Below are 18,689 nucleotides of genomic sequence, written 5' to 3'. Positions count from 1 at the left end.
TTGCATGGGCTAAGGTTGGAACACGAGTCGAGCCGCACCGCGATCTTGCCAGTGATCATGCACCTGACTGAGTGATAGGACCGTTGTTGGTGTCACAAATTTTCCAGCGGCTAAGGCCGTGAACAAAGCGGGCAATTCCCGTTGATAGTCAGCCAATGTCAGACTGCCTTGGCCACTGCCGACCAACGTTAATCCGGTACTTCGCAAAGCAGCGGCCGGCAAGGACAATGTTGGCCCAGCGGCACCACCAATCTCAATCCAAATCAACTTGGCAGCATGATCACGCCGCGCTTTTAGCAGTGTCATCATCACGGTTGCGCTGGGTGCGCCCCATAGAAAATCAAGCACAATGTCGGCTGGCGGTAAAGCCGCCAAGGCAGCAGTGTCACCAAGCTGCACTGTCGTATCAGCACCAAGATCGCTTAAGGCCGCCAACTTGTCAGGATTTCGACCAACCCCCGCCACATGTGCAGCGCCCATTGTTTTAGCAATTTGAACAGCGGCAGTTCCGGCCGCCCCCGTTGCACCCAGAACAAGAACCCGCTTGCCAACAACCTGCCCAGCTTTGACGCGCAAGGCCATCCAGCCTGCCATTGCCGGATTCACACTCGCGGCAATTTGCGCAGGATCAGCATCTTCCGGCAGTGGAAACATTAGCTGTTGCTGCGTCACTGTTTGCTCAGCTAAAGCGCCGAATTTTGGATCGCGTGTTAGAAAATAAACCAGTTGCCCATCACTGGTGCGACCAACGCCATCGAGTCCGGGAATAAATGGGAGCTCAGGGGTTTTGGTATAATGGGACCCATCCGCCTGCGAGCGAACGCGTTGATTGACACTGCTAGCCAAAACTGTGATCAATACCTGCTTAGGCGCTGGCTTCGGTGCTGGAAAATCCCCATAAATGGGGGCTTGGTCTAAATGAGTTACAATTGCTGCTTTCAAAGGACCACCTAGTTTCTTGAAATTTAATTACATGTAATATATTCTAGAGTGTAACTCCAAGATCTTCTGTTGTCAAAATATATTACTTGTAATTTAAAAAGGAGATACCTATGGCTTCTGATTTCACCCAATTACAACAAGCCATTCGCTTGCTCAATGCCCATACTCGAGCTGCTGATGAGCAAGCGTGGCAAGTGCTTTTTGATCGTTGGCTGGCAACTTTACCCTCTGAAACTCGCCGGCAAATGCAAACAGTTCGGTTTAATCATGCCCAATTGACGTTACTCACAACGCTGGATCAAAGCAGTTGCAAACAACTGCGCAATCAGGATTTAACCGCTGCTGTTCCGTTCTCACAAGGCCTAGTCTCACGCTATGTTGCTCGCCTTGTTCAATTAAACTTGCTGACAAAATTATCCTTGCCCGACAATCGCAAGGCCTACATTGTTGCACTAACTCCGCTTGGTCAACAAGTCGCTGCTTTACATCAGCAAATGCATCATCACACAAATGCTCAACTTGCCGCTGTGCTTGATACCCTTGATTCCCAAGACGTTCAAACCACCATTCAGGTACTCACAAAACTGACTGATCAGCCTTTACAGCCCCAGTCATAATCTCACTCACGATATGCTCGTCATAACGCCCTCGCCAGCGCTGAAACCTGCGTGTAAGGACCTTGGGCGCAATGACCAAAGAACGGTCATCACGCCCAAGGCCACTTACACTTCGGTTCCACCCGCGCTGGCTCGCGCTCACTTCAAAGGAGGCATTTACGATGGTTCTCATTTCGATCCTGCTCGATCTTATCGCTCTTGGCGGCTACTTTCTTGTCACTGCCAGTGCAACGCAGCCTATCTTCTGGTTGCTCACGATTGTTGAAGGCGTCATTGTCGTTATCTTGGTAGGCTTTTTCTTCTCTTACCGTGGCAAACGCCGTTCTCGCTTTTATGATCCTGACATCGGTGCCAGACCGTACACCGTTCGCTTTTCAATCATTGCCGTCTCCTTGTTCGTCAACGGAGCGGCCTTGTTCGTTTATATCATGGCAATTCGTGGCAATTCGATTTTTTAAGCAATCAATCCCAATATTAAAAAACGTGCTCTGCCATTAACGTATTCGTCAATAGGCAGGGCACGTTTTGCTATTCAGTTGACTACTTTGCTGGACCAGTAACTTCCGTGCTGGTTTCGCCTTTGGTCAAGAAATCAACGAGATGTTGTAGTGAGAAGTAAACCATATTATGCACAGCCGTCTCGGTGTAGTAGGCAATGTGCGGGCTGAGGACAACATTTGGCATCCCCAACAGCTCATCCCACAACGGATCCTTGAAGCTACCGTGCTTGGCGAGATTCAGCAAGTCCTCGGTTTCGTATTCATAGGTGTCAATCCCGACACCGGCCAACTTGCCAGACTTAAGATTGCTGAGCATGGCTTGCGTGTCAATCAGATTTGGCCGAGCCGTGTTGATCACAATCGCACCCGGTTTCATCAAATCAAATGCCGCTTCATTGATAATGTGGGTATTTTGTTCAATCCCAGGAACATGAAGATCAATGATATCACTTTGCTTAAAGAGGTCTTCAAGGCTGACATAGTCAAAATCTGGGTGATCGCCCTTCATTGGATAAGGATCGTAAGCAATCACTTTGGCGCCAAACCCTTTGAACAGTTTGATAGCAACCTGCCCAATATGACCGGTGCCCATCACGCCAACGGTTTGCTGACCGAGTTCATTACCGATGAAGGTGCCCGCTTTTTCATAATCGCCCGCCTGTAGTTGCGCCTGTACTTTACCCATATTACGTAGCAAGTACAAAGTATCGGTCAAAGCAAATTCAGCAATCGCTGCTGGCGAATAAGCCGGTACATTGCTCAAACGAATGCCGTATTGCTTCATGGCAGTCATATCAATGTTATCCGTACCCACATTCCGAATCGTCAAGAACTTGATACCATACGCGTGCATTTTTTCAAAAACGCCGGCTGCATATGGCGTTGTCTGCAATGAATTGATGCCATCAAACCCTTTAGCCCATTCAACGGTGTTTTCATCGAGAAATTCTGTATGGTATTCAAGTGTGTTGCCTGTATCCTTGGCCCATTGCTTGAAATATTGAATCTCGTCAACGCGTGCACCGTAAGCAATAATCTTCATGTGTTAAACTTCCTTTCCAATTTGTCCACTCACCAGTATACAAGATGCCTCTGTGAAAAAGCATCTTTAAAAAATGGGCCGCTGCCCTTGTTCAAGTGCCAACAAGTCTCGCTTCATTGGCAAACCGCCACGAAAGCCACCCAAACCACCATCTTTGCGCAGGACGCGATGACAAGGCACAGCGATCATAACGGGATTCTTCCCGACCGCAGAGCCGACTGCTTGGAAGGCGTGCGGATGACCGACTGCGGCTGCCACCTGTGCGTACGTTCGGGTCTCTCCATAAGGAATCGTCTGCAGATACTGCCAGACGGCTTCTTGCAGCGGTGTCCCATGGTAAGTCACCGGTACTGTGATGGTTTGCGCCTTGCCAGTAAGATAATCATCAATGGCGTTTTGAAACGGCAGCATCTCTTCTTGATTAAATTCAAGTGAACCGCTGCCATAATCAGCCGCCTCGCTAAGCGGCGCATCCGGTGACCCGACGAAGGCCAGTTTCCCTTGATCGGCCACGATAAAATAGGCGTGATTGGGCATTGCTAACCGTGTATATTGCATTCTTTGACTCCTTATCTGCGCCGTTTAGAGAAAGCGCGTTCACAACCGTGGCAGAGGGTTTAAAAGCCTTCTTAATATTACACCATTTTTTAGCATCTTTATCGCCGATGAGCCCGGATTGTGCTAAACTGAGGTTTCTATCAAACTCGGATAATACGCGGAGGTACTATCACATGAAAATTGTCGTTTTAGCAGGCGGCCGGAGCACGGAGCGCAATGTTTCCATTTCTAGCGGCTACCGGATCACGAACGCCTTGCGGCAAAAAGGGCAGCAGGCCACCTTTATTGACCTGTTTCTTGGCTACGACCTCGAAGGGAAGACGGTCGAGCAGGTTTTTGACGACGCCAACACCAGCAAGGATCTGAATATTTCAGATGCGATTCTGACTGATGAAGACATCAATAAGTTACGACCAGATGGCAGCACCCAGCTATTTGGTCCCAATGTTATGGCGATCTGCAAAGCAGCGGACATTGTTTTCCTCGCTTTGCATGGTGGCGATGGCGAAAACGGTAAGGTTCAGGCTGTGTTTGACATCAACGGGGTCAAGTATACTGGCTCTGGCCCGCTGGCTTCAGGCATCACCATGAACAAGGTTTTCAGTAAGGAAGTCATGTTGTATCATGGCATTCAGACTTCAGGATTCAAGGAATTCAAGCGCGATCAAGGGCCAAAACAAACGGTCCCGTTTGATTTTCCAGTTGTTGTCAAGCCAACATCCGGCGGTTCCAGCGTTGGGACACATATTATTCATAATCAGGAAGAACTCGAAAGTGGTCTTGAAGATGTTTTCCGCTTCGACAACAGCGCCATTGTTGAAGAGTTCACCCCAGGTCGCGAATTCTCGTTAGGCGTTGTCAATGGCCACGCTTACTCGGCCATTGAAATTAAGGTGCGTTCTGGTTGGTATGATTTCAAGCATAAATTCCAAGCCGGCTATACCGACTTCATCACCCCGCCAAAGGATCTCGATGAAGATGTCCATCAGGCTATGAAAGATGTTGCCGTCCAAACGATGGATGTTCTGGGCCTACAAAATTACGGCCGAATCGACTTCTTCGCCAACGAAAAAGGTGTTTGGGTCATTGAAGCCAACAACCTGCCGGGGATGACACCACTGTCACTGTTGCCGCAAGAAGCCGAAGCAGACGGTGTTGACTACGGCGATTTGGTGATGGATATTGTCAACGGCAAGCTCAAGCTCTACGCTGACGGCATGACCGAGGCTGGACTCTTAACGAAGTAAGCCACAACGGCCAAAATATATCTTCATTTTGCCCAAAGTAACCATAAAAAGTCGCTATCTGAAATCAACGTGATGCCGTTGACGATTCAGATAGCGACTTTTTCTTTGAGTACGAGCAGATTTCTGCAACTGGGAGTGCGTATCGCCTACAGTTCACACCCACCGTGGCGACTGCGGAAACTCAATTGTATCCCCGACTTTGACAGGTGCCGTGACGAGCAACCCGAGACACGGGACTTCGTCAGTATGGTGCGGATGTTGCCGCTTCTCAATCGCACAGACTTTACCTGTTGTCGTGCCATTAAGGCGGATCGGATCGCCCGGCTGAATGCGTTCAACCGGAGGCGCAATCGTGATCACTGTGCCACGCCCAGTAATCGTGGCAGTCGCTTGGATGGTATACATATCGCTTTCCCCCTGATACTGTGTCTTGTTAAAAATCGTACAGTTTAATTAACCAACACTTCCTGATAGGTCTTCTATTCGATCGTAACAGGTTGCCAGCCGGAAAAACAAGCAACCGGTTTACGGTTAGAACGACGATGGTGTCATCTTTTTGCCCGCTTGCGTTTCCTGCATGTTCAATAGATAATTAATGCATTGTATGAGAAAGCAGGGAGATCTTTATGATAAAGCCGCAAGCATTACAGCCACATGATCAAGTTGCCATTGTCAGCCTCAGCGCCGGAACACTAGGTGAAAGCTTTGCAGCCCATCAACTTCAACTTGGGACTGAGCGATTGAAAGCCATGAAGCTGGAACCGTGCTTTATGCCAAACGCCTTACGCGGCCAAGCCTATCTCAAAGCCCATCCAGAAGCACGCGCAGCAGATTTAAAAGCCGCTTTCCTTGACCCGAGCATCAAAGGTATCATCTGTGCCATCGGCGGCGATGATACTTACCGAATCATCCCTTACCTGCTAGATGATCCGGCTTTCACGCAAGCAGTCGCTGATCATCCCAAACTATTCACTGGTTTTTCCGACACGACCATTGACCATCTCATGTTTTATCAATTAAGCATGACTAGCTTTTATGGGCCTAATTTTTTAAATGATCTAGCTGAATTAGACACGCGCATGTTGCCGTACACCGCCGCCAGTTTTCAGCATTATTTCAAAAATCCGGCGACAACGGCGATTAGTTCCAGCCCGACTTGGTACGACGAACGCACGGACTTTTCAGAAAGTCAGTTAGGGGTACCGCGAAAATCACACAAAGAACAGCATGGCTACCTCGCGCTGCGGGGTCAAGGCCGTGTCACTGGCACCTTACTTGGTGGCTGTCTCGATAGTCTCCACGACTTAATCTACCCGGTTCGCTATCAGGACGAACCAGAAGTGGCCAAAAAGTACCAGCTCTTCCCGCAAGACTGGACCAACAAGATCCTTTTCATTGAAACATCAGAAGACAAAATAACCCCCGCAACTTACCGCACCTATTTAGAACATCTTGATGAACATGGCGTTCTTGCACAAGTGAAGGCGATTCTCGTTGGCAAGCCCCAAAATGAAACTTACTTTGACGTTTACCAGCAGGTGCTGCTTGATGTCACCCAACCATACAAGACGCCGATTCTGTACAACCTGAATTTTGGCCACGCCTATCCGCGAACCGTCCTGCCATACGGCCTGCAAACGACGGTCGATTTCGATCAGCGTCAAGTTACGGTAGATGAACCTTATTTTGCTGATAAGTTGTAAACTTCGTATCGACCACTTAAATGTTGCGTACAGGTACCGTAAATCCCGACCTTTTCTGTAAATGATGTGCTATTTTCAAAGAGCGAGAGCAGGAGCGCTGAGAAACTGAAGTGTCAGTGGCCTTGAAGTGAAAGGACCGCCTTTTTGGTCCTTTTGCTTCAAGGTCCTTACACGGAAGTTTCTGCGACTGCGAACGCGTCTAAGGAGGGAAAGGCTATGGACCAAACGCAAAAATTGAATGCTCCGATTCGCAAACATATTTTCTTGATCGTTGCTGGTGTACTGCTTTTATTGTTAGCTGCCGCTGCTGGGTTTGACTGGCAAATCTCGCAAACCATCGGTGACATGAACGACCCATTCGCCACTTTGTTCCAAGACGTTGGGCTGTGGACCGCACCGTTGATCATCATGCTCAGTTGCAACATTGTTTGTCATTATGCCATTCGTTCACAACAGCTGGCGTGGTATACCCGCACCTTAATGGTGATCGGTAGTGTCATCTACGCTGGTTGGGAACTTTGGGCCGGCTACCTCAAGTATGCCATGACCATGGTGATCACCTCGCTGAATGATATCAACGCTGGCAAGCCAATGGGCATGGCTAACTCTGACGGCAGCAAGCTAACACTGCCGGGTGCCACCAGTATCATTTTGTTCCTCATCCTCTACCTCGTCGTGTTCATCGGCAGTCAGTACTGGCTCGCCCACAAAACCGATGAACAGCTTCATTACTTATTGAAAATGGCTGTTGTCGCCACTTTGGTCTGCCTGCTATCTGATCAAATCGTCAATGCCATGAAAACTTTCTGGGGCCGCTTCCGTCCTTATGAATTGAACGGCAATCCGACCCACTTCACAAGCTGGTTCCAGCCAAACGGCGCCAATGGTCACATGAGCTTCCCATCTGGTCATACCCAAACCGCCGCGACCTTGCTAACTTTGACATGGTTCGTCGATCGTGACAAGCCAAAACGCCAGCGGCTGGTCTTCTGGCTCACCTTCGCTTACGGCGCCGTCATGGCCTACACCCGCGTGCGCATCCTCGCCCATTTCACCGGTGATGTCACCATGAGTCTGATCCTCACATGGTCGCTCATTCTGATCCTAGCTGCGGTTGTACAACAACCATTAGTCGATTGGGAAGCCCTAACCGCTCGCTCGTCAGCGAAGAACTTAAACACAGAGCCAATCTCCTGAAACCCAACTTATCAACATCGCTTATATCAAAATGCTAATTTATTTCGCCACAGCCGCTTGTGAAGATGGGCTGTGGTTTTTTGTTGTGGTATATGAGTAACAGTCCGTTCCCAAGCTGTTTATTGGAACCCGCGGCTTTCATTTTGTTAAAATTATATCAACAAAGTTAAAGTTGGGGGGGCGGTTAGTCGTGACATTGAATCCAATTTTGTTGCTAGATGAGGACGATCAGGAGTTTGTCAGACAATTCGTTTTATCTTCCGGTTCACTCAAGAAGCTTTCTGAAAAGTACTCGGTCTCTTACCCAACCATCCGGCTGCGTTTGGATCGCGTCATTCGCAAGCTAAAAGCGGCCGAATTGGATCAGAAAAACAAGTTTCAGGTTAGCATCATGCAGATGGTCATTGACGACAAACTCGATTTAGCCTTGGCCCAAGAAATCATTCAAAAATACAAGGAGACTACCAATGATTGAAACATTGATCATCGTCATCGTCATTTCTCTTCAAACCTTTTTTGGCTACATTGAAAATAAACTGCTAGGTGCCATTCTGCCAATCGCGGTTATTGTGGCCGACATCTACTTTTTAGCAAACGGTTTGCTTCAACTCTCTTTTAGAGATATTGCTATGCCCATCATTGGTCTTTTGACTTTGATTAGCCTGTGGGAAGGCGGACGGCAATCAAAATTAAGTAAGCAAAAGCGGGAGATGCAGAAAATGAAGGCTCAGGATAGTAAGCGTCAGGATTAATGCGCTTGTGTTTGCCTTGATACATTTATCTATGCTTCTGACAACCTTCTTAGCAGCCAAGAAGGTTGTTCTTGTCCGTCAGATCCGCCTTTCACCACCAACATTTGTACCAAATGAAGACAAAAAAATGGCGAGCCGCTTCGACCTTCTGAACGCTTACGCGCCGATCGTTACGAACTCACCGTGGTTTGGCACCGTCATGGAGTATAGCACGGAAGCTTGAGGTATGACAAGCAAAGAAATTGAACCTGTTATCATTGTCTTTGCCGCCTCTTATTCGCTACATACCCAGCAGCTATCGCGATGACGATGCAAACGATCAGTACAATTTTCATGGCATTCTACCCCCTCTGGTTAGTATACCAGAACAAATTTCTTTGATCCTTACTTGGCGATCTGTCTGTGCTTAGCCTGATCTTTCTACTGTAAGCATCGTTCTCATCACGGTTCAAGGTGTTGGTCTTCAAATGCTGCTGATAAACAAACATCAAGATTTTTTGTGAAGTCCACGTTCACGCTAGGGTAAGAGTTTTTATGTTTTTGAAGTCTTCATGTCTCTTCCTTTCACTTTTCGTCAAAAAGTATACTAGAATGAGAATGTTTAGCCGCAGAGCCTAATAAAGGCGTTTTCTAACATAGACGACTGTCGCTGATGATGAATCATTTTTTAGTATCTGTAAGAGCAATTTTTACCAACCATGAAAAAATTTTTAGGAGGAATTTGATGAATAACGATGTTAACGCCACGTGGCCTAAGTTACCAGTAGCACTAAAGAAGATTGCAATTGATCCCACTTCTGATGACTATGAACTTATGTGTTCAAATTATTTTGTCACCGGTCGTCCAAAGCTAATCTTAAGGGCAACGACAGAGCGTGATGTCATTGCTAGCATTCAATACGTCAAAAAAATTAGAGAAAGTGTTAGCCACAGTATTCCGTTTTCATTTCGTAGCGGCGGTCATGGCATTTCAATGGCTTCGGTGAATGATGGCGGTATCATTTTAGATATTTCACAGTTAAATAGCGTTACTGTCACTGACGCGGAACAGGGATTGGTTCAGGTTCAAGCAGGCGCAGTCTGGGGAGATGTTGCCGAGGCTTTACGTCCGTTTAATTTAATCATCTCAAGTGGTGATTTTGGTGATACAGGTGTTGGTGGGCTCGCCACAGGTGGTGGCATTGGCTTACTCGTTCGTCGTCTAGGGTTGACAATCGATCATATTGTCAGCGCTAGACTAGTAACCGCTGATGGTGAGATCCGTGTGACTGATCATCAAAAGTATCCTGATCTTTTTTGGGGTATTCGAGGTGGAAATTCACAGTTAGGAATGGTGACAGCGTTCACTTTTAAAGCAAGTAAGTTGGTTGAAGAGAAATCCGATATTTCGCTACCATTTACTGTACAAACCATTGAATCCCAAACGAGCAATTTGACAAAGTTCATTCAGCAATGGCAAAGTTGGATAACTCACGCATCTAGTAAAATGAGCAGCAATCTCATGTTGACTGCCGAGAATAGAAATACTGTTCACATTAATGCTAGTAATTTTTGGGCAGGTTCTATAAATTCTGATGCGAAAGCCTTGTTTAAATCAGCTCTAAGCCTTTCTGAAGTGAATAAACATCAATTAGAGACAAAAAGCTATGCTGAATTGGTCAAGGCTCCTCATATCCCGCATTCTGGACAACAACCTGTTTTCGTAAAAAATATTTTACTGGATGCCATGAATCCTAATATTGGCGATATTATCACCTCAATTTTCAAGGCAAGTGCAACGATGATAACGAATTCTTGATAGTGGTCTAGGCTGTTACGCCATGCATCGGTAGTAATCGCATGGGCGAAGATAGTTCAGAATACGTCTGGGACGATGGTTCAGTGCGGATTGGACTGCTTGAATTTCAACCAGGGTAACTGCTCTGAGAGACTTCCCTTTCGGGAAGAATTCCCTAAGCAGTCCATTGGCGTTCTCGTTTGTGCCACGCTCCCAAGGCGAGTACGGATGTGCGAAGTAAATCTGGGTTCCAACAATCTCTGATAACTTGGCAAACTCGGAACCATTGTCAAAAGTGATACTCTCAAATTCCTTGGCCCCGTAGTCGTCGATCGTGTCCTGCAAGGCTTTAAGGCGGGTGCCCGCATGATAGTCAGGAATCTTGACGATGATCTCAGTCCGGCTGTACCGTTCTGTGAGCGTCATTAATGCTGGCTCATCAGCTAAGCGAATACCCTTGACCAAGTCGCCTTCCCAATGTCCCACGCCTGTGCGGTCATTCACGGCCGCAGGACGCAACTCGATTGAGTCGCCGTATATCTTCTTATTCTTGCGCTTGTGGGCGTTCTTATAGCCTTTGATGCGGCGTCGGAGCTTCTTGGGAAGTGTCATGTTGTCTAGCTCAAGCAGCCCGGCGTCGATGTAGCGATACACAGTTGTCGTTGAAGGGCAAGCCTTGCCCTGGTCGCGATAGAAGTGTACGAAGCTATCAACGCTGTGTACGCGCGGCTTACGAGTAAGCTCCCTGGAGAGAGCCTTGAAGAACGCACGGCCGGTCTTAAGAAAGGCGTATTGACCGGTTCTATCGCGTTTACGGTCGTGCATGGCTTGGGCAGTTTCCGCAAGATAGACTTGATGCGAGTGACGCTTCGAGTCGAGCTGAGTTACAGATCCACGCGTGATTTCTCGTGAGATTGTCGCTTTACTGCGATGAAGCTTCTGTGCAATCACGGTCGCGGTGTCACCAGCAGCCTGAAGGGCCTGAATTGTAGCACGGTCGCTAAAACTGAGTTGTTGGTAATGCTTGTGAGTGTTAGTCTGAGAGTGGGTCATGAAGATTCCTGCTTTCTTGTTTAGCTAGCACTAACAAGAATAGGTCTTCATGGCCTTTATGGTCTAGTCGTCAGGGTGTTGCACTTGAATTGTAAACTGGGGTGGCGATATTATCAGCAAAATACTTGTTTCTCCAGGAATCATTGGTATTGAAATGAGAGCAATTGACGGCCCGCTAAATACCATTAATGCTGATGAAACTGCATGGCATGATCGAAAAGCGAAAGTATTCTTAGCTATGTGGTTGCAAAAGGACACAGAGCCTCATGCTAAGGAGGTTTTTGGCCCACTACAAGATTTAGGGACGGGTGTCTATAGTTCCTACTCAAGTGATCTATCGATAGAAGAAAGTCAACGTATTTGGCCGGAAGAAACAGGTCGCAAACTGAGAAAACTGATAACAAAGTATGATCCACAACATCTGTTTAACCAAGGACACTATTGGTAATACGTGTCCAATCTCGATGCCACCGAACGTTATTTCTGTGGTGAAATCACCGCTTAGCTGCCAAGTTGCATAGACAATACCCCTCAATAGTATTTTCAGTCGTTACCCATGACTTTAAAGAGGCCTAGGCAATCTGTTTCGAATTCACTAAGGCGGTTAACAGGGAATTCATACTCACTGATCTTTAACATCAAGCGGCTTAATTGAGAAATAATTCCAGATGCTTTTACGTATTAACTTAAATCGTGTTGCGCATTTTGGGCGCGAATTAGTGTATTTAAGATGCTATATCCTTGACTCAAGGATATTGTACTTCGAAGGTTATTCGCAATAAATTCGTTCTTGAAGGGGTATTCAGTCTGACTAATCAATTGTATTGCAGCTTGTTGATTGAAAATGGTTCTTTTATATTCAATTCTGTTATCCTCCAGCCACAACCATTGCGCGCCAAATTGGTTTGAGAATGGCATGCCTATGCTGCCTGCGTTGATAATCTTTTTATTAGGCAAGGACAATTCAAACTGTATATGAGTATGTCCACAAATAATATACGATTCTTGAACTCCTTTAAATAAAGCCTCTATGTAGGCTTTATTTTGTCGTGGAGAAAAAACAGTAGTGTTATCATTTTTCACAGCATGACAAAAGAAATAATTTCCAATACTAATACTGGGAAGTAAGTTTCTTAGGAAAGACACTTGCTTATAGCTCAATTGATTTGCTATCCAAGTCAATTGCTCAGTTGCCTTTCTAGATAGTCCAACTCTTTTTTTTGCATAAATATCAACGATATCTTGATCGTTGTTTCCCATAATTCCCACAGTTTTGAATGTGGTGGAAACGCGTTTTAATAACGACAACGTTTCCAAAGGCATAGGTCCCGCGATCAGATCACCTCCCAAAACAACTAAGTCTGGCCTAGATTGCAATAATAAAGTTACCACCTAGAAAGAGGCTTGCTCACTGCTTGAACTGGGGTTTGCCAACGGAGACATTTTCTAGGTTTGTTATTGATAAGCGCTGTGGCTTGTTGAATATCGGTCTCTGAAACCTGATCAAACTGTGTTCCCTTCGGGAAATAGTAGCGAAGTTCTCGATTGAACCGTTCATTTGTGCCCCGTTCATTCGGGTGATAGGCGTGGCAAAAGTAAACCGGTATCCGATAGCGCTTTGTAAGCGCCTGATCGCAGGAAAACTCTTTACCGTGATCAACCGTCACTGATCGAACCGGACCCGGAAAGTCCACCATCAGTCTTGCAAATCCCTTGAGAACAGCATTTTGTGATAAGTTTTCAAGCTTAGTTGTCGCCATTAAACGTGTCACCCGATCGACAATGGTCAAAACAGCAGCCTTTGACCCGCGACCACCGCGAACTGTATCCATCTCTAAATGTCCTTTTTCGGTTCGCCGATTAGCTGACTCACTGCGAATCTCAATTGAGGTGCCTACTGCTTGGTTATAGCGCGACCGAAGGTCTTGTCTTCTTTTATGACGTTTACCGTGATCAAAGAGTTGGCTTGGCTGAAAATCGACTTGTCTTTGATAAATCCAGTGGTAAATCGTGTGTGGCGCACAGTGAACGGCATAACCGACCATTTCAGGGGACCAACCTAGGTTTAGCTTCTCAGTTACCATCCGCTTCAACTTAGGCGTTAAAATCGAGTGCCGACCACAACGATGCCGACAAGTATCGGCATGATCCTGAGCTATAATGGCGCAGTAATCACCTTCAGGGCAACGGTGAAGCTCATGCCTAATAGAAATACGAGAGCGGCCTAAGGTCGCGGCGATGTATTGAATCGTGTTGTGTTGCATCAGTTCTATCTGAGATCGTTCAATTAAGGTTATAATGGCCATGGGACCTGTCCTTCTCTCTAGATGGTATGTTATGCAAACACCATTTTAGCAAGAACGGACAGGTCTTTTTTCACATTTTCTGGGTGGTAACTTTAATTATGCAATCTAGGGTTGTTACATTTGTCTCATATTGTCCCGTTAGTGTTAGTCTTACTGGTTCCTTTCTATCACGACATCGCTTCAAAGCTTCCAGCTGGGTTTGATATACCCAAACAGAAGGAATCCCCAGATAACTATTAGTAAAAGGTAGAACTTCGCGGTTAGCGAGATCCTCACTGATGTGTTCCCAAACCAGAATAACGCCGACTGCACCATTATCTTTGGCGGCTTGAATTTTACCTAAGGTCAATGTGGCTGCAACTAATGGGTGTCTTATGCTAAATCCAATGTGAGTATGCCGAGGGTACTTGGCAACCTGATGCATTAATAAAAGCTTAGGGATCGTAAAGTTTTTCACTTTAATAACGACCACTTTACCCTTGATCTTCACATCGTGTTTTGATTGAAAGAATCTAATTTCTCCTTTCACACCCATTTCTTTGGTGATTCCAGAATATGGAACTGGTCCTAAATTTGGTATCTTTTCTTTTGTTGAATCATTCTCAAGAGAACAGCTGCTTTGAAGACATCTATTAATTTTAAAAGGAAATTCGATAGTGTTAAAACCAAGATTCTTAATTTCGTCTTGCAATAACTCAATAAATTTGGCGTGACTGTCAGTAGCTGTTAGCCGCGGACCGATAGCCTTTAACTTATTTTGCCAGAAAGCCATAACATTCATATCAAGTGTCATTTGACCATCTCCTTATTCATCTAACTAAATTCAAAGTCTTTTTTAAACAACCAGTGAAACACTTATTATGTAATTAATGATATTCATCAATTATATCAACGACAATAGGGTACACCCTTACGTAAAGGTTGCAATTCTTAAAACCATAGGACACCAATGTTTTATACCGGAAACTAAAGAACGAATGTGGGTTCGTTTGCCCGACTTCTTCCAGCACTATTTCCCGGGTAATGACCCAGTCTCGAATAACGCGTCTTCTTATCCAGCCCGCTACCTTGCCACCGCCATCCATCTTTGCCACAATAAGCCCAAGCGAGGTGAGTAGCATGAATTTTTCAAAGCAGCTTCATCAGATCCGCTTGGCACACCAGATGACGCAGGTTAACTTAGCGGAACAGCTTCACGTTTCGCGCCATACTGTCTCCAACTGGGAAAATGACCGCAATCTGCCGGATCTAGAAATGGTGACGCGTATTGCCAGAATTTTTGAGGTCTCTCTTGATACGTTGATTCTTGACGATCCAAAACTAAACGAAAAACTGATCCAAGATAGCAAAATAAGTCGTCATCAAATGATCATGGCGGTCATGACGACGGCTGTTGCCATGATGTCAGGGATGGCAGCCACAACCTTATTTGGATTCTTTCCACAATGGCTTGCACGGCTGATTTGGTGGTCTTACGTGGCGGTTCTGTTTCTTTTTAGTTATATGCTCAGTCCAAAATCGGTGGGCATTTTTGCTGACTGGTCGGTTTTGAGTCGAAGTCTGATTGCTGGCGGCTTTTCTGTGTTCGGTTTGATCTTTTTATTGATAGGCATCGTCCTTATCGCGGTTCAAGGTGTTGATCTTCAAGTACTGTTGATAACGCTCAGTGGCCTCGTTACGATCCTCATGACTAAACCAGTATGGCCACGTCATCAACATGCTCGCTAAATCCTCGCAAGAGATCATCCATGATAGACCTTTTCCGTTGTCCATTCGCCCCCCATTTGATCAAGCGTGACGACCACTTCGTTTGTTGGCGTATACTGCTGGCTCGCTTGTGCTCTAGGGATGACGAGTGTTGCTGTAAATGTTTTGACGGGGTCAATGAAACCCAGTTGCGCATAGCCGCGATCTTTGAGATGGAACCGGTATCCAACTAAGGCAGCCACTTGACCGATATGAGTCGGGCCAGCATAACGATACACTAATCCACGAAACTTAAAATACGCCTCATGCGCATCTCGGCCCAAATACGTGACTGGTGCGGTGATTTGATGCCGTGTATACATTGGTAAGGTTGTTAAGGTTGGATAATCGTTCAATCCCGCATACGTTCTAATTTCATCTATCGGAATAGGTACGTACTTAAATAAAGCTGGCTTCTTAGTCCGAATCTGTGGGGTAATTTTCGTTGCCCATTGATTGAACTGGACATTGGCGGCATTATCCGTCCGCGCCCAGCTAAACCCGGCTAGTCCAATACACACCAAAGCAAATGGCACGATAAGCCACCATTTCCAGTGCTCGTGAATATAAAATCCAACAATCTGCAAATGAATAATCACAATCAAAATCACAACAGCCATCACAAAAAGCCATCCATTATTCCACTGCTCTGCTGTTTGCCATTGCTTGGCGGTAAAAATCTCGGCTACCATGGCGCACCTCCACTCTGTCACCACAGGAACATGCTTCATTTAGACACAACTTTTGATTTGAATTGTACACGCGCCCTAACAGAATCAAAACCGTCTAGCTCAAAATACGATAGGTTAAAGTCTAATATTCGAGGAAGGTTCATGATACAAAACCACGAAAAAAATCGCCCACGAAGGACGATTTTTTTCGTTACGCGACTATCCCAACCTGAGCATTTGCTAAGGCTTACTTGTCTCGCCGATTAGCCACTTGATTCAGGCTAAACGTGATATGTTTCTTCCGGTGAATAATTTCTTCCTGACGACCGTGAACCATTGGCCGCTTGTTCGGGTTGCCGAGGTAGCCACAAAGGCGCTTGACGACATCGCAAGTGGCTGGATCATGGTTACCGCATTCTGGGCATTGATAGCCTTTGGCCGTTGCGGTGAACTCACCTTTGAACCCGCACTTGAAGCATTGATCGATTGGCGTATTGGTGCCGAGATAGCCGATCTTGTCATACGCATAGTCCCAAACGGCTTCCAGTGCCTTTGGGTTCTGCTTCAGGTTCGGGTATTCACAATAATGGATGAAGCCACCGGCACTGTATTGCGGATAATCCTTTTCAAAATCAAGTTTCTCAAATGGGGTCGGTGATTTGCGCACATCGTAGTGGAAACTGTTGGTATAGTATTCCTTGTCCGTAATGTCCTTCACGATACCGAATTTCTTCGTATCTGCTCGGCAGAAGGTGTCGGTTAGCGATTCGCTTGGCGTGCCATAAACCGAGAAGTGGTAGCCATATTGTTTTTCCCAAGCCTTGCAGTGATCGTCCAAAGCCTTCACGATTGAAACTGAGAATGCCTTGGCATCGGGATTCTTTTCCCATGCAGAGCCGTAGAAAACAGTACCGACTTCATATAACCCAATATAACCTAGTGAAACCGTTGCCCGCCCATTTTTGAAAAGATCGTCAATGCTGTCGGTGTCAGCCAGCTTGTGACCAAAGGCCCCATACTTGTAGAGGATCGGTGCGCTTTCTGGCGTTGCTTGTTTGGTGCGTTCAACCTTATAGAGCAGGCCTTCCTTACAGATGCGCATCCGTTCTTCAAAAATCTTCCAGAATTTCGCCTTGTCGCCATTGGCTTCCATTGCAATCCGCGGCAAGTTGACGGTGATAACACCAAGATTCATCCGCCCAGCGTTCACTTCTTTGCCTGTCTTTGGATCAGTCCAACCCTGCAGGAAGCTACGGCAGCCCATTGGTGCTTTGAAGGAACCGGTCAATCGTTTGATGGTGTCATAGGAAACGACATCAGGATACATCCGTTTGGTGGCACATTCGATCGCCAATTGTTTGATATCATAGTTTGGATCTTCTGGTTTCAGGTTCAAACCGCGTTTCAAAGTAAAGACCAATTTCGGGAAGATGGCTGTCCGCCGTTCTTTACCCAGACCTAGAATTCGGATTTTCAGGATGTCTTTTTGGATCTCGCGTTCAATCCAACTGGTCCCCAAACCGAAGCCGACTGTGACAAATGGCGTCTGGCCTTGGGTGGAATAAAGGGTGTTCACCTGATATTCCAAAGTTTGCAAGGCATCATAAATATCCTTCTTAGTCTGCTTCACAGCCAGTGCTTCCAGCTTAGCCGGATCATCAATCACGCTGCCGAATTCACGCAAATGTTTTTGATAGTTTTTCTCGGCGAATGGCGCCAAGACCTGATCTGTTCGATCGCTGGAGCAGCCGCCGTATTGACTGGAGGCCACATTAGCGATGATCTGGGTCATTTGCGTCACAGCAACTTGAATCGAATGGGCCGGTTCAACTTCGGCATTGCCAATGCTGAAGCCATGGTTCAACATGTAGTCAAAATCAATCAGACAACAGTTGGTTTCGGCCATAAACGGGGTGTAGTCAAGATCATGCCAATGAATATCGCCACGTAAATGCGCGTTGGCAACAGCAGGCGGCAGCATTTTCAGGCCAATTGCCTTGGCCACTGCGCCTGCAGTTAGATCCCGCTGGGTTGAAAAGACCCGGCTGTCCTTATTGGCATTTTCGTTAACAACGCTTTCGTCGCGATTCACTAAGCGCGAGACGTTATAATTAACATCTTGCTTCTGTTTGCGAGCTAAATCACGCTTCAAGCGATACTCAGTATACGCTTCAGCCCAGTTATACTTTTCTGCAGCGATCAAGGTCTGCTCAACCACTGTTTGGATCTCCGCGATTTCCACATCATCGTGGTAGCGATCGCGAATCTTAGCCGTGACCGTATCCGTCAAGTGATCGATCGTCAGCACGTCACTCGGTGCCAGTTTTGCCACACTTTCTGCCGCCTTCGTGATTGCAGTGCTGATCTTGGATGCATCAAAATCAACAATGCGCCCGTCTCGTTTCTTGATTTGTGTATAAAATTCGATCATGGCTAATCCCCCATTACGTTAACTTGAAGTGCTTGTAACAATGTATCTAGTATACAAGACTCAGCAGGAAAAGTAACGGGTTATCCACTAAATTTTGTGGTTAATTATCGACTGCATACACTATATAGTGTGTTTTGCATTATTTGG

At 46.3% G+C, this 18,689-nt stretch carries 17 protein-coding genes and 4 pseudogenes; 11 read left to right on the top strand and 10 right to left on the bottom strand.

Annotated features, from left to right (window positions below; translation table 11 throughout):
• Positions 1 to 9: 9 nt before the first annotated feature.
• On the bottom strand, positions 10 to 942 hold the full coding sequence (locus tag LBPC_RS00700) for a quinone oxidoreductase family protein (RefSeq protein WP_003662112.1): 933 nt from the start codon (positions 940 to 942) through the stop codon (positions 10 to 12).
• A 110-nt stretch (positions 943 to 1,052) separates the two neighbouring features.
• On the opposite strand from LBPC_RS00700, the gene LBPC_RS00695 reads away from it, so the two are divergent.
• Together LBPC_RS00695 and LBPC_RS00690 are read left to right on the top strand one after the other, a co-directional pair.
• Positions 1,053 to 1,559 (top strand): MarR family winged helix-turn-helix transcriptional regulator, encoded by a 507-nt coding sequence (locus LBPC_RS00695; RefSeq protein WP_003662113.1) that lies wholly within the window; start codon positions 1,053 to 1,055, stop codon positions 1,557 to 1,559.
• A gap of 161 nt (positions 1,560 to 1,720) precedes the next feature.
• Positions 1,721 to 2,017, top strand: coding sequence for a hypothetical protein (locus tag LBPC_RS00690; RefSeq protein WP_003592707.1), 297 nt, complete (start codon positions 1,721 to 1,723; stop codon positions 2,015 to 2,017).
• Between the two features lie 82 nt (positions 2,018 to 2,099).
• On the opposite strand, the gene LBPC_RS00685 is transcribed toward LBPC_RS00690, so the two are convergent.
• A complete protein-coding gene (locus LBPC_RS00685; RefSeq protein ID WP_003662115.1) occupies positions 2,100 to 3,101 on the bottom strand; it encodes a D-2-hydroxyisocaproate dehydrogenase in 1,002 nt (333 codons plus the stop codon).
• A 66-nt stretch (positions 3,102 to 3,167) separates the two neighbouring features.
• On the bottom strand, positions 3,168 to 3,659 hold the full coding sequence (locus tag LBPC_RS00680) for a methylated-DNA--[protein]-cysteine S-methyltransferase (protein ID WP_003662117.1): 492 nt from the start codon (positions 3,657 to 3,659) through the stop codon (positions 3,168 to 3,170).
• A 173-nt stretch (positions 3,660 to 3,832) separates the two neighbouring features.
• Between LBPC_RS00680 and LBPC_RS00675 the strand changes: the two genes are divergently transcribed.
• Complete coding sequence (locus LBPC_RS00675) at positions 3,833 to 4,906, top strand: D-alanine--D-alanine ligase family protein (RefSeq protein WP_003562759.1); 1,074 nt, start codon at positions 3,833 to 3,835, stop codon at positions 4,904 to 4,906.
• Positions 4,907 to 5,059: 153 nt separating this feature from the next.
• Here the strand turns inward: LBPC_RS00675 and LBPC_RS00670 are convergent, their stop codons facing one another.
• Positions 5,060 to 5,311, bottom strand: a complete 252-nt coding sequence (locus LBPC_RS00670) for a hypothetical protein (RefSeq protein WP_003562754.1) — start codon at positions 5,309 to 5,311, stop codon at positions 5,060 to 5,062.
• 221 nt (positions 5,312 to 5,532) lie between these two features.
• On the opposite strand from LBPC_RS00670, the gene LBPC_RS00665 reads away from it, so the two are divergent.
• The 6 genes and pseudogenes from LBPC_RS00665 to LBPC_RS00640 form a co-directional block, all read left to right on the top strand.
• Positions 5,533 to 6,609, top strand: coding sequence for a S66 family peptidase (locus tag LBPC_RS00665; RefSeq protein ID WP_003662119.1), 1,077 nt, complete (start codon positions 5,533 to 5,535; stop codon positions 6,607 to 6,609).
• 216 nt (positions 6,610 to 6,825) lie between these two features.
• On the top strand, positions 6,826 to 7,806 hold the full coding sequence (locus LBPC_RS00660) for a phosphatase PAP2 family protein (protein WP_016366148.1): 981 nt from the start codon (positions 6,826 to 6,828) through the stop codon (positions 7,804 to 7,806).
• A gap of 190 nt (positions 7,807 to 7,996) precedes the next feature.
• Positions 7,997 to 8,281, top strand: a complete 285-nt coding sequence (locus LBPC_RS00655) for a DUF2089 family protein (protein ID WP_003577349.1) — start codon at positions 7,997 to 7,999, stop codon at positions 8,279 to 8,281.
• Positions 8,274 to 8,558, top strand: a complete 285-nt coding sequence (locus tag LBPC_RS00650) for a hypothetical protein (protein WP_003577348.1) — start codon at positions 8,274 to 8,276, stop codon at positions 8,556 to 8,558. The genes LBPC_RS00655 and LBPC_RS00650 overlap by 8 nt, the downstream gene beginning before the upstream one ends.
• Before the next feature lie 7 nt (positions 8,559 to 8,565).
• Positions 8,566 to 8,781, top strand: coding sequence for a hypothetical protein (locus LBPC_RS17150; protein WP_013245354.1), 216 nt, complete (start codon positions 8,566 to 8,568; stop codon positions 8,779 to 8,781).
• 501 nt (positions 8,782 to 9,282) lie between these two features.
• Positions 9,283 to 10,320, top strand: a pseudogene (locus tag LBPC_RS00640) (FAD-binding oxidoreductase); the annotation flags it as partial.
• 51 nt (positions 10,321 to 10,371) lie between these two features.
• On the opposite strand, the gene LBPC_RS00635 reads toward LBPC_RS00640, so the two are convergent.
• Complete coding sequence (locus LBPC_RS00635; protein ID WP_041091321.1) at positions 10,372 to 11,388, bottom strand: IS30 family transposase; 1,017 nt, start codon at positions 11,386 to 11,388, stop codon at positions 10,372 to 10,374.
• A gap of 103 nt (positions 11,389 to 11,491) precedes the next feature.
• Between LBPC_RS00635 and LBPC_RS00630 the strand changes: the two are divergent.
• Positions 11,492 to 11,836: pseudogene (locus LBPC_RS00630) on the top strand (FAD-binding oxidoreductase); the annotation flags it as partial.
• Between the two features lie 233 nt (positions 11,837 to 12,069).
• On the opposite strand, the pseudogene LBPC_RS00625 reads toward LBPC_RS00630, so the two are convergent.
• From LBPC_RS00625 to LBPC_RS00615, 3 genes and pseudogenes are all read right to left on the bottom strand, one after another.
• Positions 12,070 to 12,753, bottom strand: a pseudogene (locus tag LBPC_RS00625) (metallophosphoesterase family protein); the annotation flags it as partial.
• Positions 12,754 to 12,773: 20 nt separating this feature from the next.
• On the bottom strand, positions 12,774 to 13,694 hold the full coding sequence (locus LBPC_RS00620; RefSeq protein WP_025375985.1) for an IS30 family transposase: 921 nt from the start codon (positions 13,692 to 13,694) through the stop codon (positions 12,774 to 12,776).
• A 109-nt stretch (positions 13,695 to 13,803) separates the two neighbouring features.
• Positions 13,804 to 14,487: pseudogene (locus tag LBPC_RS00615) on the bottom strand (PA domain-containing protein); the annotation flags it as partial.
• A gap of 326 nt (positions 14,488 to 14,813) precedes the next feature.
• Here LBPC_RS00615 and LBPC_RS00605 point away from each other — a divergent pair.
• Entirely contained in the window at positions 14,814 to 15,422 is a 609-nt protein-coding gene (locus LBPC_RS00605; protein ID WP_003662132.1) for a helix-turn-helix transcriptional regulator, read from the top strand.
• Between the two features lie 14 nt (positions 15,423 to 15,436).
• Here the strand turns inward: LBPC_RS00605 and LBPC_RS00600 are convergent, their stop codons facing one another.
• Both LBPC_RS00600 and nrdD read right to left on the bottom strand, forming a co-directional pair.
• The gene (locus tag LBPC_RS00600) at positions 15,437 to 16,132 is read right to left on the bottom strand and encodes a hypothetical protein (RefSeq protein WP_016366216.1); all 696 of its coding nucleotides are present in this window, start codon (positions 16,130 to 16,132) and stop codon (positions 15,437 to 15,439) included.
• Between the two features lie 226 nt (positions 16,133 to 16,358).
• Positions 16,359 to 18,542: an anaerobic ribonucleoside-triphosphate reductase gene (gene nrdD / locus LBPC_RS00595; protein ID WP_003573004.1), complete on the bottom strand. Its 2,184-nt coding sequence runs from the start codon at positions 18,540 to 18,542 to the stop codon at positions 16,359 to 16,361.
• Between the last annotated feature and the right edge of the window lie 147 nt (positions 18,543 to 18,689).

The organism is Lacticaseibacillus paracasei subsp. paracasei, assembly GCF_000829035.1.
Lineage (GTDB): Bacteria > Bacillota > Bacilli > Lactobacillales > Lactobacillaceae > Lacticaseibacillus > Lacticaseibacillus paracasei.
Note: the sequence above shows the minus strand (reverse complement) of the source record. Positions and strands in the feature narration are given on the sequence as shown.

Bases quoted from the DNA above. Each gene is read 5' to 3' on its own strand.
- LBPC_RS00660 (WP_016366148.1), top strand. From the start codon at position 6,826: ATGGACCAAACGCAAAAATTGAATGCTCCGATTCGCAAACATATTTTC.
- LBPC_RS00685 (WP_003662115.1), bottom strand. From the start codon at position 3,101: ATGAAGATTATTGCTTACGGTGCACGCGTTGACGAGATTCAATATTTC.
- nrdD (WP_003573004.1), bottom strand. From the start codon at position 18,542: ATGATCGAATTTTATACACAAATCAAGAAACGAGACGGGCGCATTGTT.
- LBPC_RS00695 (WP_003662113.1), top strand. From the start codon at position 1,053: ATGGCTTCTGATTTCACCCAATTACAACAAGCCATTCGCTTGCTCAAT.
- LBPC_RS00605 (WP_003662132.1), top strand. From the start codon at position 14,814: ATGAATTTTTCAAAGCAGCTTCATCAGATCCGCTTGGCACACCAGATG.
- LBPC_RS00675 (WP_003562759.1), top strand. From the start codon at position 3,833: ATGAAAATTGTCGTTTTAGCAGGCGGCCGGAGCACGGAGCGCAATGTT.
- LBPC_RS00635 (WP_041091321.1), bottom strand. From the start codon at position 11,388: ATGACCCACTCTCAGACTAACACTCACAAGCATTACCAACAACTCAGT.
- LBPC_RS00690 (WP_003592707.1), top strand. From the start codon at position 1,721: ATGGTTCTCATTTCGATCCTGCTCGATCTTATCGCTCTTGGCGGCTAC.
- LBPC_RS00600 (WP_016366216.1), bottom strand. From the start codon at position 16,132: ATGGTAGCCGAGATTTTTACCGCCAAGCAATGGCAAACAGCAGAGCAG.
- LBPC_RS00670 (WP_003562754.1), bottom strand. From the start codon at position 5,311: ATGTATACCATCCAAGCGACTGCCACGATTACTGGGCGTGGCACAGTG.
- LBPC_RS00620 (WP_025375985.1), bottom strand. From the start codon at position 13,694: ATGGCCATTATAACCTTAATTGAACGATCTCAGATAGAACTGATGCAA.
- LBPC_RS00665 (WP_003662119.1), top strand. From the start codon at position 5,533: ATGATAAAGCCGCAAGCATTACAGCCACATGATCAAGTTGCCATTGTC.
- LBPC_RS00680 (WP_003662117.1), bottom strand. From the start codon at position 3,659: ATGCAATATACACGGTTAGCAATGCCCAATCACGCCTATTTTATCGTG.
- LBPC_RS00650 (WP_003577348.1), top strand. From the start codon at position 8,274: ATGATTGAAACATTGATCATCGTCATCGTCATTTCTCTTCAAACCTTT.